Source organism: Pantoea sp. SGAir0418, from assembly GCF_043529865.1.
This window is the reverse complement of record NZ_CP027911.1, coordinates 410,911-428,717: the sequence shown is the minus strand read 5'-3', so window position 1 is coordinate 428,717 and position 17,807 is coordinate 410,911. Positions and strand designations below refer to the sequence as shown.

16 protein-coding genes are annotated in these 17,807 nt (G+C 58.7%); 3 read left to right on the top strand and 13 right to left on the bottom strand.

Annotated features, from left to right (window positions below):
- The first annotated feature begins 10 nt into the window (after positions 1-10).
- A complete protein-coding gene (locus C1N84_RS02000; protein WP_021509751.1) occupies positions 11-217 on the top strand; it encodes a hypothetical protein in 207 nt (68 codons plus the stop codon).
- A 51-nt stretch (positions 218-268) separates the two neighbouring features.
- On the opposite strand, the gene yjfP is transcribed toward C1N84_RS02000, so the two are convergent.
- Positions 269-1,018 (bottom strand): esterase, encoded by a 750-nt coding sequence (gene yjfP / locus C1N84_RS01995; RefSeq protein ID WP_021509752.1) that lies wholly within the window; start codon positions 1,016-1,018, stop codon positions 269-271.
- Between the two features lie 159 nt (positions 1,019-1,177).
- Between yjfP and C1N84_RS01990 the strand changes: the two genes are divergently transcribed.
- The gene (locus C1N84_RS01990; protein WP_058759865.1) at positions 1,178-3,109 is read left to right on the top strand and encodes a methyl-accepting chemotaxis protein; all 1,932 of its coding nucleotides are present in this window, start codon (positions 1,178-1,180) and stop codon (positions 3,107-3,109) included.
- A gap of 55 nt (positions 3,110-3,164) precedes the next feature.
- Positions 3,165-3,491: a biofilm peroxide resistance protein BsmA gene (gene bsmA / locus C1N84_RS01985; RefSeq protein WP_021509754.1), complete on the top strand. Its 327-nt coding sequence runs from the start codon at positions 3,165-3,167 to the stop codon at positions 3,489-3,491.
- On the opposite strand, the gene C1N84_RS01980 is transcribed toward bsmA, so the two are convergent.
- The 12 genes from C1N84_RS01980 to mutL all read right to left on the bottom strand — a co-directional run bounded on the left by C1N84_RS01980 (position 3,465) and on the right by mutL (position 17,790).
- The gene (locus tag C1N84_RS01980; protein ID WP_264441924.1) at positions 3,465-5,093 is read right to left on the bottom strand and encodes an isovaleryl-CoA dehydrogenase; all 1,629 of its coding nucleotides are present in this window, start codon (positions 5,091-5,093) and stop codon (positions 3,465-3,467) included. The two genes, bsmA and C1N84_RS01980, sit on opposite strands and share 27 nt — an antisense overlap.
- A gap of 95 nt (positions 5,094-5,188) precedes the next feature.
- Positions 5,189-5,923, bottom strand: coding sequence for a 23S rRNA (guanosine(2251)-2'-O)-methyltransferase RlmB (gene rlmB / locus C1N84_RS01975; protein ID WP_021509756.1), 735 nt, complete (start codon positions 5,921-5,923; stop codon positions 5,189-5,191).
- Between the two features lie 138 nt (positions 5,924-6,061).
- Positions 6,062-8,500, bottom strand: a complete 2,439-nt coding sequence (rnr, locus tag C1N84_RS01970) for a ribonuclease R (RefSeq protein ID WP_058771339.1) — start codon at positions 8,498-8,500, stop codon at positions 6,062-6,064.
- 16 nt (positions 8,501-8,516) lie between these two features.
- Positions 8,517-8,960, bottom strand: a complete 444-nt coding sequence (gene nsrR / locus C1N84_RS01965) for a nitric oxide-sensing transcriptional repressor NsrR (RefSeq protein WP_021509758.1) — start codon at positions 8,958-8,960, stop codon at positions 8,517-8,519.
- Positions 8,961-9,155: 195 nt separating this feature from the next.
- Complete coding sequence (locus C1N84_RS01960; protein WP_104188201.1) at positions 9,156-10,454, bottom strand: adenylosuccinate synthase; 1,299 nt, start codon at positions 10,452-10,454, stop codon at positions 9,156-9,158.
- A gap of 175 nt (positions 10,455-10,629) precedes the next feature.
- Positions 10,630-10,830: a DUF2065 domain-containing protein gene (locus C1N84_RS01955; RefSeq protein ID WP_031280157.1), complete on the bottom strand. Its 201-nt coding sequence runs from the start codon at positions 10,828-10,830 to the stop codon at positions 10,630-10,632.
- Between the two features lie 57 nt (positions 10,831-10,887).
- Positions 10,888-11,892 (bottom strand): protease modulator HflC, encoded by a 1,005-nt coding sequence (gene hflC / locus C1N84_RS01950; protein WP_021509761.1) that lies wholly within the window; start codon positions 11,890-11,892, stop codon positions 10,888-10,890.
- Between the two features lie 3 nt (positions 11,893-11,895).
- The gene (gene hflK, locus C1N84_RS01945) at positions 11,896-13,131 is read right to left on the bottom strand and encodes an FtsH protease activity modulator HflK (protein WP_021509762.1); all 1,236 of its coding nucleotides are present in this window, start codon (positions 13,129-13,131) and stop codon (positions 11,896-11,898) included.
- Between the two features lie 79 nt (positions 13,132-13,210).
- On the bottom strand, positions 13,211-14,491 hold the full coding sequence (gene hflX / locus C1N84_RS01940) for a ribosome rescue GTPase HflX (protein WP_021509763.1): 1,281 nt from the start codon (positions 14,489-14,491) through the stop codon (positions 13,211-13,213).
- A gap of 80 nt (positions 14,492-14,571) precedes the next feature.
- Entirely contained in the window at positions 14,572-14,886 is a 315-nt protein-coding gene (gene hfq / locus C1N84_RS01935) for an RNA chaperone Hfq (RefSeq protein WP_010618006.1), read from the bottom strand.
- Between the two features lie 110 nt (positions 14,887-14,996).
- Positions 14,997-15,938 (bottom strand): tRNA (adenosine(37)-N6)-dimethylallyltransferase MiaA, encoded by a 942-nt coding sequence (gene miaA, locus C1N84_RS01930; RefSeq protein WP_031280158.1) that lies wholly within the window; start codon positions 15,936-15,938, stop codon positions 14,997-14,999.
- Positions 15,931-17,790, bottom strand: a complete 1,860-nt coding sequence (gene mutL, locus C1N84_RS01925; RefSeq protein WP_264441923.1) for a DNA mismatch repair endonuclease MutL — start codon at positions 17,788-17,790, stop codon at positions 15,931-15,933. The genes miaA and mutL overlap by 8 nt, the downstream gene beginning before the upstream one ends.
- Between the last annotated feature and the right edge of the window lie 17 nt (positions 17,791-17,807).

Here is a 17,807-nt window from a genome sequence, read left to right as displayed (position 1 = left end):
GGAGTCGATTATGAAAGCTGTCATTATCGCCACTTTACTGGGTCTCTTCCTGTCTACCCCCGCTCTTGCCAGCTCCGCTGACCAGGCGCTGCAGATGAGAAGTAACAGCAGCAAAGCGGCTTCAGGCTATGTCTACGTTAACCGGCTGGATGCGCCAGGCGGTAACCCGGTCAGCGCGAACACCAGCGCCGCCGACCGCTTGTCGTCACAACTGTAGTCCGGCCTGTCTTTAGGGCTGGCGTGCTCCGCGCCGCCAGCCCGTTCCGTTTTACAAATGATGTTTAAAGAAACTGACCAGCGCGGTGAGCGCTGGCGGCGTGATTTTGTGCCCGATCTGCTTTTCTGCCAGAAAAGTGAGCCGACTGTCTAGCTGCGCCTCGCGCAACGCCTTCTCCAGTCGTACCGTTTCGGCAAACGGTACGACTTCATCCGCTTCACCGTGCCATAACAGCAGCGGCCGGTTAGCCAGCTGCGCCAGCTGCTGACAGGGATCGTAGGCTGCCAGCGGGGCCAGCCGCGCCTGTAACGCCGCTTTTTGCTCTGGCGTGTGCGCCACCAGCGGCGGGAACAGCGTCTGACTGAGCTGCATGAAGTAGCCGGAGCCCATCAGACAGGCAACGCTGTGCAGGTGTGGATAGCGCGCCATCGCGCCCAGCGCGGTCATGCCGCCCATTGAGGCGCCGGCAATGGCGAAACGCTCATCCGCCACCCAATCGTTGTCGCGCAGCGCTGCTTCCAGCAGCGGCACTTCATCGATGTTCTGGCGCAAAATCTCCCAGAAGTGCGTCATGCGCGCGTCGGTATCACCGTTGTAGCGCGCGCCATGCATCTCTGCATCCGGCATCACCACACGGAAACCGGCCTGTGCCAGCGCCACGGCAAAGTAGCTGTACACCTCTTTCGATGAGGTAAAGCCGTGATAAAACAGGATGGTGGGTAAGCGCGCCAGCCGCTGTCCGGCCGGTGCCGCGTGAATACACTCAATGCCCGCCAGGTTCTCCGTTGCCAACTCAATCATACCGTCTCCGTTGAGAATGATTATCACTGGTCTCAGTGTACGTGCTGCCGGCCAAAACGCGAGCCACATCACATTTATTTCGATTAATTTCTGCCCTAAACATTTGCCGCATTTTGCCGTTGATCCTGTACCCCTCCAGTTATTTATTAAAGGTACTTTATGAAGCGTCTCTCTCTCAGCGCCATGAGTCTCGGAATTAAGCTGTCTGTATTGACGTCTTTCAGTGTGGCAATCGTGCTGTTTGCCCTGACGTTAACGCTCAGCCATAACGCCGCGCGCCAGCTGGAGCAGCTGGCTGTCGACGATATGCAAAACCAGGTGCTCGGCATTAATGAAATGGCCACGATGTTTAACGCGACCTTATCGGAAGAAGTGGCGAACTATACCCGGCTGTTTCAGAGCTTTTTACCCAAGCGATTCAGCCGTGACGACAGCTCACGCATTCAGGTGGGATCGTTCAGCACGCCGACGCTGCGTGCCGGGCTGAAAACCCTCAACCTCGATCAGATCGCCGTGGACGATTTTCTCGATCGTACCGGTGCAGTCTCCACCATTTTTGTGCGCGACGGCGAGGATTACATTCGCATCGCGACCTCACTAAAGAAAGAGGATGGCAGCCGCGCGGTGGGCACCCAGCTTGATCGCAGCAGCGCGGCGTGGCGCAGCGTGAATAAGGGCGAAGTGTATCGCGGCCTGGCGACGCTGTTCGGCCATCGCTACATCACCCAATACCAGCCGGTGCAGGACGACAGCGGCGCAGTGATCGCCATTCTGTTTGTTGGCGTGCAGATTGATAAACAGTACGCGCTGATGCGAGAGAAAGTGCTGGCGCGACGTCTCGGCGACAGCGGCAGCTTCTTCGTGCTGAACGGCACGCCGGGCAGCGCACAGGGCCAGTATCTGTTTGCCCGTCAGTCAGAAGGCAAGCTGCCGGACTGGGATCGCAGCGTACAGCAGCAGATCCTGACGCAGCCGCACGGCCTGCTGGAGATCGCGCATCAGGGCGAAACCCGCCTGCTGGCGTGGCAGCAACTGCCGGGCTGGAACTGGATTATCGCCGGTGAAGTCAGCCGCGCCAGCCTGCTGGCACCGATCACCCACAGCCGCAATCTGTTTATGCTGATTGGCCTGGCGCTGGTGCTCGCCTTTGCCATTGGCTTTGTGCTGTATAGCCGGCGCGCCATTACCCGGCCGCTGCAGCAGGTGATCCATCTGGCCGAGCAATATGCGGCAGGTAATCTGCAGGCGCACCTCGACTCAGCACGCCGCGACGAGATCGGCCAGCTGGTGAGCGCGATTAACGGCATTGGCGACGGCCTGGAGAAAGTGGTAGGCCAGGTACGCGCCGCCGCGCGTGAGATCAGCGACGGCACCGACACCATTGCGGCCAGCAGTTCCAGCATCAGCGAGCAGATTGGCCGCCAGGCGAGCAGCGTTGAAGAGACCTCGGCCAGCATGGAGCAGTTTGGCGCAACCGTGGCGCAAACCGCCGCTAACGTGCGTCAGGCGATGGCGCTGGTCGGTGAAGCCGCCAGCACCGTCAGCCAGGGCGGCAGCACCGTGGCGCGCTCGGTAGAGACCATGGCGGAGATTCGCATTGCCTCTCAGAGCATCGCCGACATTACCCACGTGATCGAGTCGATTGCCTTCCAGACCAATATTCTGGCACTCAACGCTGCGGTTGAGGCGGCGCGCGCCGGTGAGCACGGCAAAGGCTTCGCGGTTGTCGCTGCGGAAGTGCGTGCACTGGCGCAGCGCAGCGCCAATGCGGCGAAGGAGATTGACGGGCTGATCGCCAGTTCGATCGACAAAGTGGCCGCCGGCCATGCGCTCTCGGAACAAACGCGTGACGCCATGAGCCATATTGTCAGCCATATCGAACAGGTGAAAACCCTGATGGGGGAAATCAATATCGCCGCCCAGGAGCAGGCCGCGGGCATTGGTCAGGTCAATCTGGCGATGAACCACATCAGCCATGCGACCCATCAGAGCAGCGACATGATTAACCAGTCCGAGCACACGGCGCAGCACCTGAGTCAGAAAGGCCATCATCTGACCCAGCTGGTGAGTATTTTCCGCCTCAACGACTGATGAGCCGGGGCAGATGGCTTACACTTGAGTCATCTGCCTGTTTTCCGGAGCCACCATGCGTACGCTTATTCTGCTGCTGGGCCTGCTGCTGAGCGGCTGTGCCGCACTGCACACCACGCCACAACCCCCGCCAGCGCCCACCACTCAGGCGCAGGAGATCACCCGCGCGCAAAGCTATGGCCTGCCGAAGCTTGGCACCGTCAGCGCCCATTCACGCGGCTCGCCGGATGATGTGCAGCGTGCAATCGCTGCACGCGCCAATCAGAGCGGTGCGGTTTACTATCAGATCCTGATGGTCGATGAGACCACCATGCCTGGCTTCTGGTATGCCACCGCCATTCTGTACGGCGCGCCCTCAGGCGGCAGTAGCACGCTGCAGTAAGCGTGCGCTCAGATCATCACTCAGCGCCTGTGCCGGGCGCGATGAAAGATAACGCGCGCACCAGCTGTCCGCCAGCGGCGGTTCTGCCGCTTTCAGCAGCACCGCGGCACTCGCCAGCCGAATCAGCATATCGCTGACCTGCCGTCCCTGCTCTTCGCGCAGGTTGCCGAGTTGCAACCGCAGCTGACGCCAGCAGCGATCGAAGTGGCGATTGCTGCCCTTCACTGCATCAAACTCATCCTGCAGCATACTAAGCACCTCCGCATGCCGTCCCAGTACACGCAGCACATCCAGGCACATCACGTTACCCGAGCCCTCCCAGATGCTGTTCACCGGCATCTCGCGATACAGGCGCGGCAGTTCACTCTCTTCGCAGTAGCCAATGCCGCCCAGCACCTCCATGGCTTCAGCCACAAACGGCATACCGGCTTTGCAGATCACGAACTTGGCCGCCGGAGTGAACAGGCGTGCATACAGCCGTTCATGCGCGCTGGCTGGCGTTGACCAGGCGCGCGCCAGACGCAGCAGCAGTGCGGTTTGTCCCTCCAGCTGCAGTGCCTGCTGCGCCAGCACCGCGCGCATCAGCGGCTGATCGCTAAGGTTTTTGCCCATCACCTGGCGCTGACCGGCGTGATGCAGCGCTATCGCCAGCGCGCGTCGCATCTGGCCGTGGCTGCCGAGCGCACAGTCAAAGCGCGTCATACCGCCCATTTTCAGGATCAGCCGCACGCCATCGCCCTCCTCACCCATCAACCAGCCGAAGGCATCCTGAAACTCCACTTCGGCACTGGCACTGGCGCGGTTGCCCAGCTTGTCTTTCAGGCGTTCAAGACGAATGGCGTTGCGCGTGCCGTCCGGCAGCAGGCGCGGCAGAAAGAAGCAGCTCAGCCCGGCGGCGGTCTGCGCCAGAATCAGGTGCGCGTCGCTTTGCGGCACCGAGAAGAACCATTTGTGGCCGGTGATGCGCCAGGGTTCGCCCGGCGTACGCGTGCCAGGCGGTTCGGCGCGTGTGGTGTTGCTCAGCACATCGGTGCCGCCCTGCTTCTCCGTCATGCCCATGCCAATCAGCAGGCCGCGCTTCTGGCTGCCGGGCAGATGATGCGCATCATACCGATCGCTCAGCAACCGATCGTGCCAGTCGGCGTAGGGAGCGGGCAGATGGGTTTGCAGCAGCGGGATCGCGGCGTGAGTCATGGTTACCGGGCAAAGTGAACCGGCTTCCACCTGCGCATGCAGAATGAAACGCGCCGCGCGCGCCACCATGGCGCTGCCCTGCACGTCAGGCTGCCAGCTCAGGTTATGTAACCGGCTGGCGCACACGCCCTGCATCAGCAGATGCCAGGCAGGATGAAAGCGCACCTCGTCGAGTCGCTCACCGCGCGCGTCGTAACGCAGCAGCTCCGGCGGCTGCGCATTGGCCAGGCGACCTAATTCCAGTGACTCCGCGCTACCGAGCTGCAGGCCGACGGACGCCAGCCATTCGCGGTCCCAGCCGGCCCCTTCACGCACTACCGCATCGCACAGCGCGCTGTCGCCGGTGAAGAGATTGCTGTTGCTGAGCGGAGATGGTTGATTGAATACGCTGTGAGTGGTCCAGGCCATGGCACTCTCCTCTCCTGTTGCCCGTACTGATGTGGCTATAAGTATGGAGAGGATGTGCAGTTATGCCTGGTACAGCTGAGGTTTTGCGGCGGCGATCACGCCTGGCGCTGACGCACCGCTTCGAACAGACAAACGCCGGTGGCCACCGAAACGTTGAGGGAAGAGACGCTGCCGGCCATCGGGATGCTGATCAGCTCATCGCAGTGTTCGCGCGTCAGGCGGCGCATGCCTTCTCCTTCCGCACCCATCACCAGCGCCATCGCGCCGGTCATTTTGCTCTGATACAGCGTGTGGTCTGCTTCACCGGCCGTGCCGACGATCCAGACGTTGTACTCCTGCAGCAGACGCATGGTGCGCGCCAGATTGGTGACGCGAATCAGCGGCACGTTTTCCGCCGCCCCGCTGGCGACTTTTTTCGCCGTGGCGTTGAGCGGTGCCGAACGGTCTTTCGGCACGATCACCGCATGCACACCCGCCGCATCGGCGCTGCGCAGGCAGGCACCCAGGTTATGCGGATCGGTGACGCCATCCAGAATCAGCAGGAACGGCTGATCCAGTGAGGCCAGCAGATCCGGCAGATCGCCTTCCTGATAGTTTTTACCCGGCTTAACGCGCGCCACGATGCCCTGGTGCACGCCGCCTTCGACCTGGCCGTCGAGCCACTGGCGGTTGGCCAGCTGAATCACAATTCCCTGAGCTTCCAGTGCGGCGATCAGCGGCTGCAGGCGGCGATCATCGCGGCCTTTAAGGATAAAGACTTCCTGAAAACGCTGGGGATCACGCTCCAGCAGCGCCTGCACGGCGTGAATGCCAAAAATTATTTCACTCATTACTTTGCTCAAGGTTGGATGTAAATCGTTGAATACAGAACATTAATCAGGCTGCGCGTTGGGGCGCAGCCTGCGAAACAGGGTTGAGCAAGGTGCGTCAGCGCTGACGCACCTGGCCGCTGGCGGGTGAAGAGGCCATCAGGCTTCGCTGGCCTTCTTCTTCACTGCGCGCTTCGCCTTGGTTGCGGCGGCGATTTTACGGGTTTTTTCGGAGACTTTTTTGCTTTTTTTCTCGCTTTTATTCGCCGCAGGCGGTTGCTTCTCACCGCGGAAAGCGGCGTCCGGCTCAAAGTTGCCCTTGCGACCCGCGTCGCGGCGCCGCTTCGCCGGTGGCTTGCCGCCACGCTTCTCACGCTCGCGCGCGGTTTTTCCTTCACCGCGCGGTACGCGTTTGCTGGAGATCAGCGCGAAATCGATCTTGCGCTCATCCATGTGCACCGCGTCAACGCGCACTTCCACCGCATCACCCAGACGGTAAGTGCGACCGCCGGATTCGCCAATCAGACGCTGGCCCACCGGATCGAAGCGGTAGTAATCATTGTCCAGCGTGGAGACGTGCACCAGGCCATCAATGAACAGATCGTTGAGGCGAACAAAGAAGCCAAAGCCGGTCACGCTGGAGATCACGCCGTTGAATACGTTACCCACCTGATCCTGCATAAAGTCGCACTTCAGCCAGTCGGCCACATCGCGCGTCGCTTCGTCGGCACGGCGTTCGGTCATCGAACAGTGCTGACCCAGCTGCAGCATCTGCTGCATATCGTAGTGATAACCACCGGTTGGCGTGGTGTTGCCTTTTACCGTGCCCTGCTCTTTAGCCAGCAGGTACTTGATGGCACGGTGCAGCAGCAGATCCGGATAGCGACGGATCGGCGAGGTAAAGTGCGCATACGACGCCAGCGCCAGGCCAAAGTGACCGCGGTTTTCCGGATCGTACACCGCCTGCTTCATCGAACGCAGCAGCATGGTTTGCAGCATTTCAGCATCCGGACGGTCGGCAATCTGCGTCAGCAGATCGGCATAATCGATCGGCTGCGGTTTCGACCCACCCGGCAGGCTGAGGCCCAGCTCGCCCAGCACGGTACGGAAGCTGGTGATGCTGTCTTCGCTCGGGCGATCGTGATCGCGGAACAGCGCCGGCTCCTGATGTTTCTCAACGAAACGCGCGGAGGCGATGTTGGCCAGAATCATGCACTCTTCAATCAGCTTGTGCGCATCGTTACGTACGGTGCGCTCCACGCGCTCAATGCGACGCTCAGCGTTGAAGATGAATTTGGCTTCGTCGGTTTCAAACGAGATGCCACCGCGCTGTTCGCGGGCGGTTTCCAGCACCTCATACATGCGGTGCAGCTCTTCGAGGTGCTTCACCTGCGCCGCATACTGTTCACGCAGCTCCGGGTTGCCCTGCAGAATGCTCCACACTTTGTTGTAGGTCAGACGCGCATGTGAGTTCATCACCGCTTCGTAATGTTTGAAGCCGGTGAGTTTACCGCTGGCCGAGATGGTCATCTCGCACACCATGCACAGGCGATCCACCTGCGGATTGAGCGAGCACAGGCCGTTCGAGAGGATCTCCGGCAGCATCGGTATCACCTGCGACGGGAAGTAGACCGAGGTGCCGCGCTGCTGCGCTTCGTTATCCAGCGCGGTGCCGGGACGCACGTAATAGCTGACGTCGGCAATTGCTACCCACAGGCGCCAGCCGCCGCCGCGTTTTTTCTCGCAGTAAACGGCGTCATCGAAGTCACGCGCGTCTTCACCGTCGATGGTCACCAGCGGCAGTTCACGCAGGTCGACGCGGCCTTTTTTCGCCGATTCTGGTACCTGCTCTTTCAGTCTGGAAATCTCTTTCTCGACTTCTTCCGGCCATGAGTGGGGAATTTCATGGGTGCGCAGCGCCATATCCACGGCCAGACCGGTGCCCATGTTGTCGCCGAGAATTTCAGTAATTTTGCCGATGGCTTTGCTGCGGCGCGTCGCGCGCTGCACGATCTCCACCACAACCACCGATCCCATGCGCGCATTCAGCGTCTCTTCCGCCGGGATCAGAATGTCAAAACTCAGACGGCTGTCGTCCGGTACCACGAAGCCGGTGCCGGCATCGGTGAAGTAGCGGCCAACAATCTGGCTGTTGCGCGGTTCCAGCACGCGTACCACGCGCGCTTCACGCCGCCCTTTGCGGTCGGAGCCGCCCGGCTGGGCGAGGATGACATCACCGTGCAGGCAGAACTTCATCTGCTCAGCCGAGAGGTAGAAGTCATCTTTCTGACCATCAACGCGCAGGAAGCCGTAGCCATCGCGATGGCCAATCACTTTACCGCGCAGTAAATCCAGACGCTCCGGCAGGGCGTAGCACTGGCGACGGGTGAACACCAGCTGGCCGTCACGCTCCATGGCGCGCAGGCGGCGACGCAGCGCTTCAAGCTGATCTTCGCTGGTGATGTTTAACTCTTCGGCGATCTCTTCGCGGCTCGCCGGCTTTTCACGCTTTTCTAATAGCGCGAGGATAAATTCCCGACTGGGAATAGGATTTTCGTACTTTTCAGCTTCTCTATCCTGAAAGGGATCTTTTGACATTACGGTTCCTCCGATGTCATTTATGTGGAATTGCCACCGGCGGTTCGGACAATAAGATGTGGTAAAGCGAATCGTTGTTTTGCACCAGGTCGGCGAGCGTATATTTATCCAGTTCCTGCAGGAACAGCTGGACCGCATTATTCAGCGCGCTACGCAGGCGACAGGCGGGATTTATCGCACACTCTTTACAGTTTACCAGCTGCAAAGGCTCCATTTTTCTCACGACATCGCCAATGACGATTTTTTCCGGGTCCATGCCTAAACGAATTCCGCCGTTTTTACCGCGTGTCGCGGCAACAAAGCCGGCCCGGCTCAGTTGATTGATGATTTTAACCATATGGTTACGCGATACCCCGTAGGTATCGGTGACTTCGGTAATGTTGGTCTGCTGACCTTGCGGCAATGTCGCCATGTAAATCAGGGCGCGCAGACCGAAATCGGTAAAACTTGTTAGCTGCACATGTACCTCAGTGAATCATCGATATTGTTGTTATAACGCCCGTGAGCGCTTCGATTAACATTGATGATAAACCAGTGTGGAAAACCCGGAGCGCTTTTTTCCTGCAACTCCCGAAACCAGCAGGAAAAAATGAAGTGAGCGGAGTCAAAGAGCAGATAAACGAAGGCCGGACAGTGTCCGGCCTGCAAAACGTGATTAAGCGTCGAACGGATCGCGCAGAATCATGGTCTCACTACGGTCGGGACCGGTTGAAATAATATCAATCGGCACGCCAGTCACTTCTTCAACACGTTTTATGTAATCACGTGCTGCCTGCGGCAGGCCTTCCAGTGTTTTAACACCAAAGGTGTTTTCACTCCAGCCCGGCAGAGTTTCATAAATCGGCTCGATGCCTTCCCAGCCTTCTGCCGCCAGCGGAGTGGTGGTCATCTCGCGGCCATCCGGCATACGGTAACCGACGCAGATTTTCACCTCTTTCAGGCCATCCAGCACGTCCAGTTTGGTCATGCAGAAGCCGGACAGGGAGTTGATCTGCACCGCGCGGCGCACTGCAACCGCATCCAGCCAGCCGGTACGACGACGACGGCCGGTGGTGGCACCGAACTCGTTACCTTTCTTACAGAGGAACTCGCCGGTTTCATCAAACAGTTCGGTCGGGAATGGACCGGCACCGACGCGGGTGGAGTAAGCTTTGACGATGCCCAGCACGTAATCCACGTAACGTGGACCGATACCTGAACCGGTCGCCACGCCACCAGCAGTAGTGTTGGACGAAGTCACGTACGGATACGTACCGTGGTCGATATCCAGCAGCGTACCCTGTGCGCCTTCGAACATGATCAGGTCGCCACGCTTACGTGCGCCGTCCAGCAGTTCAGACACGTCGACGACCATGCCGGTCAGGATGTCGGCCACCGCCAGTACATCGCTCAGCACTTTATCGTAGTCTACTGCATCTTCTTTGTAGTAGTTCACCAGCTGGAAGTTGTAGAAATCAACGATCTCTTTCAGCTTCACGGCGAAGGTTTCTTTGTTGAACAGGTCGCTGACGCGCAGACCGCGACGGGCAACTTTATCTTCATAGGCTGGGCCGATACCACGACCGGTGGTACCGATAGCTTTGGCACCGCGCGCTTTTTCACGCGCCAGGTCCATCGCCACATGGTATTGCAGAATCAGCGGACAAGCTTCAGAGATCAGCAGACGTTCACGTACCGGCACACCGCGCGCTTCCAGACCGTTCATCTCTTTCATCAGGGCTTCAGGCGACAGCACAACACCATTACCAATGATGCTGGTGACGTTTTCACGCAGGATGCCAGAGGGAATTAAGTGGAGGACGGTTTTCTCACCGTTGATGACAAGTGTATGGCCTGCATTGTGGCCACCCTGGTAACGCACAACATATTTCGCGCGTTCAGTCAGAAGGTCTACGATCTTACCTTTACCTTCATCACCCCATTGGGTGCCCAGTACGACGACGTTCTTACCCATTTTCTAAAATCACCGATTGCTTAAAAATGGATTCTACCATCGGATTTTCACTCTTTCAGCACTTTTAGCATACGATTGCGCTGTTTTTTGCCTGAGTTTTGATCACTACAACATGTTGGGGGCAATGCTCTGCAGCAGACACAATTTAGCCGGGCGGCAGCGCGCAGATTTTTGCTCAGCCATTCGCGTGCGTGCTCAGCATGGCGTAAATCACCACGCCCGCCACCACCAGCCCGCCGCCAAAACGGTGCAGTATACGGTCCGGTAACTGCGTCATCGCCAGAATCATGCGACGCCACAGGCGCGGCAGCAGCATCGGTCCTAATCCCTCCAGCACCAGCACCAAAGCCAGCGCCATCCAGACGGTTGTGTTCATTCTGTTTTCCCAAAAAAAAGGCCGACATCAGTGTCGGCCTCAAGGTTATAACAGTTATTAACGCGAGACGTTAGTTGGCGCCTTCATATAGCGGAAGAAATCGCTATCCGGGCTCAGCACCATCACGTCCTGATTGTCCGCGAAGCTGTTCTCATAGGCACGCAGGCTGCGGATAAAGGCGTAGAAATCAGGATCCTGGCTGAAAGCGTCGGCGAACAGCTTGGCCGCTTCACCATCCCCTTCACCACGGCTGATCAGCGCCTGACGCTGCGCTTCTGCCAGCGTACGGGTTACCTGATAATCGGCCTGGGCGCGCAGTTTTTCCGCCTCTTCCTGACCCTGTGAGCGCTGGCTACGTGCTACCGCTTCACGCTCGGCGCGCATACGGTTGTAGATCGCGTCCGACACTTCGGTCGGCAGGTTGATCTGCTTGATGCGCACGTCGACCACCTGAATACCCAGCGCCGCCATACTGTTCGGGTTTGGCGCTGGCTCATTGCTGTTGGTCTCGCGCTCAACGCGGGCAGCCGCGCTGGCAATCGCATCGTCAGCGGCTGGCGTCTGCACTTCGTCGTCATTGCCGGCACTGCCGGTGTTCAGCGCATCGCGTACGTCGGTAGTCAGACGGCCACGCGAGTCGGTGACGATATCTTTCACATCAAGACGGCCCATTTCTGAACGCAGACGGTCGCTGAACTTACGTTTCAGCAGTACTTCCGCCTGAGATACATCGCCACCGCCAGTCGCGAGGTAGTAACGGCTGAAATCGCTGATGCGCCACTTGATGTAAGAGTCCACAATCAGGTCTTTCTTCTCTTTGGTGACGAAACGATCCGCCTGGTTATCCATGGTCTGGATGCGCGCATCCAGCGACTTCACGGTTTCAATAAATGGAATCTTGAAGTGCAGGCCCGGTGCGTACACCTGCGGCTTGTTCTCATCATCACGCAGCACTTTACCAAAGCGCAGCACGATACCGCGCTGGCCTTCCTGCACCACGAACAGTGAGGCGTACAGCACCACCAGAACAACAATAATTACGGCGATGATTGGCTTACGCATCGATTACTCCCTCCCTTCGCGCTGGGTATCGTTACGCAGCGCATTGGCGCGACGCTGATCCATGATGCTGTCCGGACTGTAGGATGAAGTGTCGCCGCGGCCGGCATTGCTGCCCGGTGACGACGGTAACTTCATCAGATTGGCATTGTTCTGACCGCTCTGGCCGCCTGCCTGGCCGCCACGCATCAGCTGATCCAGCGGCAGCACCATCAGGCTATTGCCGCGGTCGTTAACCAGCACTTTGCGGGTATGGCTGAGCACGCGCTCCATGCTTTCAATGTAGAGACGTTCTTTGGTGATCTGCGGTGCGGCTTTGTACTCCGGCAGCAGACGCGCGAACCGCGCCACTTCACCCTGCGCTTCCAGCACAGTCCGCTCTTTGTAGGCTCGCGCCTCTTCAAGAATACGCTGCGCCTGGCCGTTTGCACGCGGCTGCACTTCGTTGGCGTACGCTTCAGCTTCACGCACGTACTGCTCGCGGTTTTCGCGGGCGGCAATCGCATCGTCAAACGCGGCTTTGACCTCTTCCGGTGGACGCGCCGCCTGGAAGTTGACGTCAAGCAGCGTAATACCCATGTTGTAAGGACGAATGGTTTCGTCGATTTCACGCTGGGTATCGCTACGCACGACGGTACGGCCTTCGGTGAGGATACGGTCCATGGTCGAGCGGCCAATCACGCCGCGCAGCGCGCTGTCAGTAGCCTGACGCAGGCTGTCATCGGCACTGGTCACCGCATACAGGTAGCGCTCCGGATCGGTCACGCGGTACTGCACGTTCATCTCCACGCGCACCACGTTCTCGTCCGAAGTCAGCATCACGCCAGATGCCGCCAGCTCACGCACCGCTTCGACGTTGACGGCCCGCACCTGATCGATAAAGGTCGGTTTCCAGTTGAGGCCAGGCTCAACCAGATGGCTGAATTTGCCGAAACGCGTCACGACCCCGCGCTCCGCTTCTTTGATGGTGTAGAAACCACTGGCTGCCCAGATGACCACTGCCGCCACGGCGACAATGCCAACCAGTTTGCCACCGCTGCCGCCGCTGCGCTGGCCGTTATCGCTCTGTTTGCCACCGCCCAGTCCGCCGAGTTTTTTACTCAGCTTACGGAAGATATCATCCAGATCAGGAGGTCCCTGATCGCGACCTCCTTTATTTCCCCCAGAGTTGCCGCCTTGGTTATTGCTGCTTCCCCACGGGTCGCGGTCCTGTCCGTTATTTCCGGGCTGATTCCACGCCATGTCTCTACTCCATTTATTGTATATAAGTTTACCCTGCCACGTGCCGGGCACGTCTTGGGGTAAATGAGTTGGGCAACGGTCAAACAATATAGCTGGCGAGCTGCGGTTCCTGCTTGCACAAGCGGCGCCAGTCAACAATCGGCATTCGCACCTGCAAACCTACGCAGCCATCTTCTTCATTCCACTCTTTTTCAATCGCCTGCAGCTGATAGAAGCGGCTGCGCAGGCGGCCCGCTTCCGGCGGCAGACGTAAATCATACTGCGCCACTTCACCGGCTAAGCGCTCGGACAGCGCCTGCCACAGCAGCGGCAAACCGGCACCGCTCTGCGCCGACAGCCACACGCGCGTCGGCCGGTTCTCTTCGTCGCGATCGATACGCGGCTCAAAGCCATCCAGCATATCGATCTTGTTCATCACCAGCAGCACCGGAATCTCATCGGCTTCAATCTCTGCCAGCACTTCGTTTACGGCGTCGATGTTGTCATTGACGCGCAAATCCGCGGCGTCAATCACGTGCAGCAGCAGCGACGCCTGACGGGTTTCCTGCAGGGTGGCTTTAAACGCCGCCACTAAGTCATGCGGCAGGTGACGGATAAAGCCTACCGTATCCGCCAGCACCACTTCGCCGACATCGGCCACGTTGAGGCGGCGCAGCGTCGGGTCCAGCGTGGCGAACAGCTGGTCGGCAGCATACACGTTGGCTGAAGTAATGGCGTTGAACAGGGTGGATTTGCCGGCGTTGGTGTAGCCCACCAGGGAGACGGTCGGCACATCGGCTTTCGCGCGCGCCTGACGTCCCTGCTCACGCTGTTTTTCCACGCGTTCAAGGCGGGACAGAATCTGGCTGATGCGGCCGCGCAGTAAACGACGGTCGGTTTCCAGCTGGGTTTCACCCGGTCCACGCAGGCCGATACCGCCTTTCTGCCGCTCAAGGTGAGTCCATCCGCGCACCAGACGGGTGGCAAGATGGCGTAACTGTGCCAGCTCGACCTGCAATTTCCCTTCATGGGTACGGGCGCGCTGGGCAAAAATATCGAGAATTAAGCCGGTGCGATCGATTACGCGACATTCGCACAGCCGCTCAAGATTACGTTCCTGAGCAGGGGATAAGGCATGATCGAATAAAACGACCGATGCTCCACTCGCTTTCACCGCATCGGCAATTTCAACTGCCTTTCCTTCACCGACAAAATATTTGGGATGTGGCGCTTTACGGCTGCCGGTAATCACTTGCAGCGCATCGACGCCCGCAGAAGAGACAAGAGTTTCAAACTCCTGCAAATCTTCCAGCTCTTTGTCTTGGGAGAACCAGATGTGTACCAGTACGGCCTGCTCACCGGCATCATAACGGTCAAACAAGCTATAACCTCGCTAAAATAAAATAACCAGGACGGGAAAACGCACTCGCTCCCCAGCCCTGGCTTTACGGCCGTGCAGAATTACTCTGCGTTATCGCCGTCTTGTTGTGGCTGCGACTGAGCGCCCTGGTTGCTTCCGCCATGGTGGTAGTTACTGCCACCGCTGCCGCCCGCGTTGTTGCTATGGTGCGAAACCGGACGAGAAGGAACCACTGTAGAGATGGCGTGCTTATACACCATCTGGCTTACCGTGTTTTTCAACAGAATGACGAACTGATCAAAGGATTCAATTTGTCCCTGCAGCTTAATACCATTCACCAAATAGATCGAAACCGGTACACGTTCACGACGCAATGCGTTCAAAAACGGGTCTTGTAATGATTGCCCCTTAGCCATTCTATCTTTTCCTTATATGCTTGTTGTTTGTTACTTTGTGAACCGTGGTTCAGAAAAACTGCGTAAAAATTTGCGCACGATAACGGACCAATTGTACACAATCATCCCTGCTACGCACTAACAACCTGAAGCACCGCATTACGCGCTAATTCTGGCGCGTCACTGTCTAACCAGTGGACGTCGGGCCAGCCACGTAACCAGGTCATCTGGCGTTTAGCGAGCTGCCGGGTGGCGCAAATTCCCCGATAAACCATTTCGTCGTAATCGATTTCGCCAGACAGATAAGACCACATCTGACGGTAACCAACACAGCGAATGGAAGGCATGTCCGTATGCAAATCACCTCGTGCAAACAGTGCCCGAGCCTCCGCTTCAAAACCTGACGCTAACATCTGGTCGTAACGCAACGCGATGCGCTGGTGTAACAGTTCACGGCTCGCCGGAGCGATAGCAAACTGGTACACATCGTAGGGTAACGCTTCACCGGCCGTTTTTGTCAGTTCCGTTAAAGTTTTACCCGAAATAAAAAAAACTTCCAGTGCTCGCGAAAGTCTCTGCGGATCATTCGGATGAATACGACTACCGGCGACCGGATCGATTTCACACAGCTGGCGGTGCAGGGCTTCCCAGCCTTTTTCCGCCGCCATTTGCTCTATTCGCTGACGCACTTCCGGATCGGCCGAGGGCAGCGGCGACAATCCTTCCAGCAACGCTTTGAAGTAAAGCATGGTTCCACCAACAAGCAGCGGAATCTTACCTTTTTGGGTAATCTCCGCCATTTCTGCCAGCGCATCGCGACGAAACTCAGCAGCGGAATAGCTCTCCGCCGGGTCGCGAATGTCCAGCAAGCGATGGGGTGCCTGCGCCAACTCCTGTGCCGACGGTTTCGCCGTGCCAATATCCATCCCGCGATAGATTAAGGCAGAGTCAACGCTAATAAGTTCCACCGGAAGTTGCTGACGCAACGCAATGGCTAATGCCGTCTTACCGGAGGCGGTCGGCCCCATCAAAAAAATTGCCTTTGGCCGGCTAGCCTGGTTCAGTTCACTCATGCTTCAACGCGTTTAGCGCGCTCTCAATCTCAAGGGTCTGTAACAGACCTGAAGGCGGCGATTTCAGCAGATGCGGACAGAGCCGTTCGAGCTCTGCCAGCAGCGTGATCGCCTGCGAGTGATTCCAGTGAGGTTCTGCCGCATCGTCGCGTCGCGCCAGCCACTGGGCCAGTGCGGAAGCAGAAACCTCTTGCTGCCGGGCGAGATAGCCTAACAGGTCTGGAATCAAGATTTGTAAATTTTGTGTTCGTAACGGTAAAGGGACAGCGCGCAGCGTCACATGCTGTCCTTCCCGTTGTAAATCAATGCCCATCTGGCTTAACAGCGCCGACTGGGCGTCAATCACGCTTAACTCTTCGTGAGCGATTTTCAGCCGTACCGGGATCAGCAGCGGCTGCGGTTTGAGCCCCTCATCGCCGGGTTGCAACTGGGCCTGTTTGAGCCAGCGCGCCGCCACGCTTAATGACAGCAGCTGCAATGTCTCCCCGCGCTCCAGCAGCGCATAGCGCTCGCGTATCACGCTGAGCACCCGGCCAAAACTTTGCGTGTGGGCGGCCAGCGGCGCTTCACGCGCGGGTGCCGGGCGTGGCGCGGGCGCGGGTTCAGCGGCCGGTGCGCGTGGCGCTTCCGCCGCCGGCGTTTTTATCAGCTGCTGATAAACCGCCCCTTCACGCGCGCGATAGCCCGGCTCTTTCGGCTGCCACTGGCCGCCCGTGCCGCCGGATGCCGCGCTGCCACCGCTGCGCGCACCGGTTGCCGGCTGGGCAAAGTGATTCGCCCCGGCGGCCTGGCGGTTCTCTGGCTGCCACTGCGGCGGCGGCTCTTCGGCATGGGCCAGCGGCAATTCGGCGCTGCGACTGGCCTGCAGCACGCTCATCACGCCCTGCCAGATAAAGTCATGCACCAGACGCGACTGATGAAAACGCACCTCATGCTTCGCGGGATGCACGTTGACATCCACCTGGTGCGGGTCAATCTCCAGATACAGCACGTAGGCTGGCTGCTGATCTTCACCGAGCTGGGTTTGATAGGCCTGGCGGATGGCGTGATTAATCAGCTTATCGCGCATCATGCGACCGTTAACGTAGCAGTACTGCAGGTCGGTAACCTGACGCGACCCCGCCGGATCGGCCACCCAGCCGCGCAGCGCCAGATCGTCGTGCTGCCAGTCAATGCGCAGCGCGTGCTGCATGAAAGGCGTCCCGCAGATGGCGCCCAGACGCCGCTCGCGCTGCGCCTCCTGCGTCACGCCGCGATACTGACGCACCAGCTTGCCGTTGTGCGTCAGCGAAATCGCAACGTCGAAACGCGCCAGCGCAATGCGGCGAATCACCTCATCAATATGGGTGAACTCGGTCTTTTCGGTGCGCATGAATTTTCGGCGGGCAGGCGTGTTGTAGAACAGATCGAGCACTTCCAGCGAGGTCCCCACCGGGTGGGCGGCGGGTTTGACCGTCACCGCCATATCGCGCCCTTCGGCATAGGCCTGCCAGGCTTCCTGCTGATCGGCAGTGCGCGACGTTAGCGTCAGGCGCGACACCGAGCTGATACTCGCCAGCGCTTCGCCGCGAAAGCCGAGGCTGACAATCGCCTCCAGATCATCCAGCGAGGCGATTTTGCTGGTGGCGTGGCGGGCCAGCGCCATCGCCAGTTCATCTCTGGCAATGCCGCAGCCGTTGTCGCGGATGCGGATTAGCTTTGCACCGCCCTTCTCAATATCGACCTCAATGCGCGTCGCTCCGGCATCAAGGCTGTTTTCCACCAGCTCTTTTACGACCGAGGCCGGGCGCTCAACCACTTCGCCAGCGGCAATCTGGTTCGCCAGCTGAGGCGGTAAAATCTGTATTGGCATGGTGGTGATCCTTATCA

Excerpts from the sequence above, each read along its gene's own strand:
- hflK (WP_021509762.1), bottom strand. The coding sequence starts at position 13,131 with ATGGCGTGGAATCAGCCCGGAAATAACGGACAGGACCGCGACCCGTGG.
- mutL (WP_264441923.1), bottom strand. The coding sequence starts at position 17,790 with ATGCCAATACAGATTTTACCGCCTCAGCTGGCGAACCAGATTGCCGCT.
- hflC (WP_021509761.1), bottom strand. The coding sequence starts at position 11,892 with ATGCGTAAGCCAATCATCGCCGTAATTATTGTTGTTCTGGTGGTGCTG.
- C1N84_RS01955 (WP_031280157.1), bottom strand. The coding sequence starts at position 10,830 with ATGAACACAACCGTCTGGATGGCGCTGGCTTTGGTGCTGGTGCTGGAG.
- C1N84_RS01980 (WP_264441924.1), bottom strand. The coding sequence starts at position 5,093 with ATGGCCTGGACCACTCACAGCGTATTCAATCAACCATCTCCGCTCAGC.
- bsmA (WP_021509754.1), top strand. The coding sequence starts at position 3,165 with ATGCGTACGCTTATTCTGCTGCTGGGCCTGCTGCTGAGCGGCTGTGCC.
- C1N84_RS01990 (WP_058759865.1), top strand. The coding sequence starts at position 1,178 with ATGAAGCGTCTCTCTCTCAGCGCCATGAGTCTCGGAATTAAGCTGTCT.
- C1N84_RS02000 (WP_021509751.1), top strand. The coding sequence starts at position 11 with ATGAAAGCTGTCATTATCGCCACTTTACTGGGTCTCTTCCTGTCTACC.
- miaA (WP_031280158.1), bottom strand. The coding sequence starts at position 15,938 with ATGAGTGAACTGAACCAGGCTAGCCGGCCAAAGGCAATTTTTTTGATG.
- hfq (WP_010618006.1), bottom strand. The coding sequence starts at position 14,886 with ATGGCTAAGGGGCAATCATTACAAGACCCGTTTTTGAACGCATTGCGT.
- C1N84_RS01960 (WP_104188201.1), bottom strand. The coding sequence starts at position 10,454 with ATGGGTAAGAACGTCGTCGTACTGGGCACCCAATGGGGTGATGAAGGT.
- yjfP (WP_021509752.1), bottom strand. The coding sequence starts at position 1,018 with ATGATTGAGTTGGCAACGGAGAACCTGGCGGGCATTGAGTGTATTCAC.
- rnr (WP_058771339.1), bottom strand. The coding sequence starts at position 8,500 with ATGTCAAAAGATCCCTTTCAGGATAGAGAAGCTGAAAAGTACGAAAAT.
- rlmB (WP_021509756.1), bottom strand. The coding sequence starts at position 5,923 with ATGAGTGAAATAATTTTTGGCATTCACGCCGTGCAGGCGCTGCTGGAG.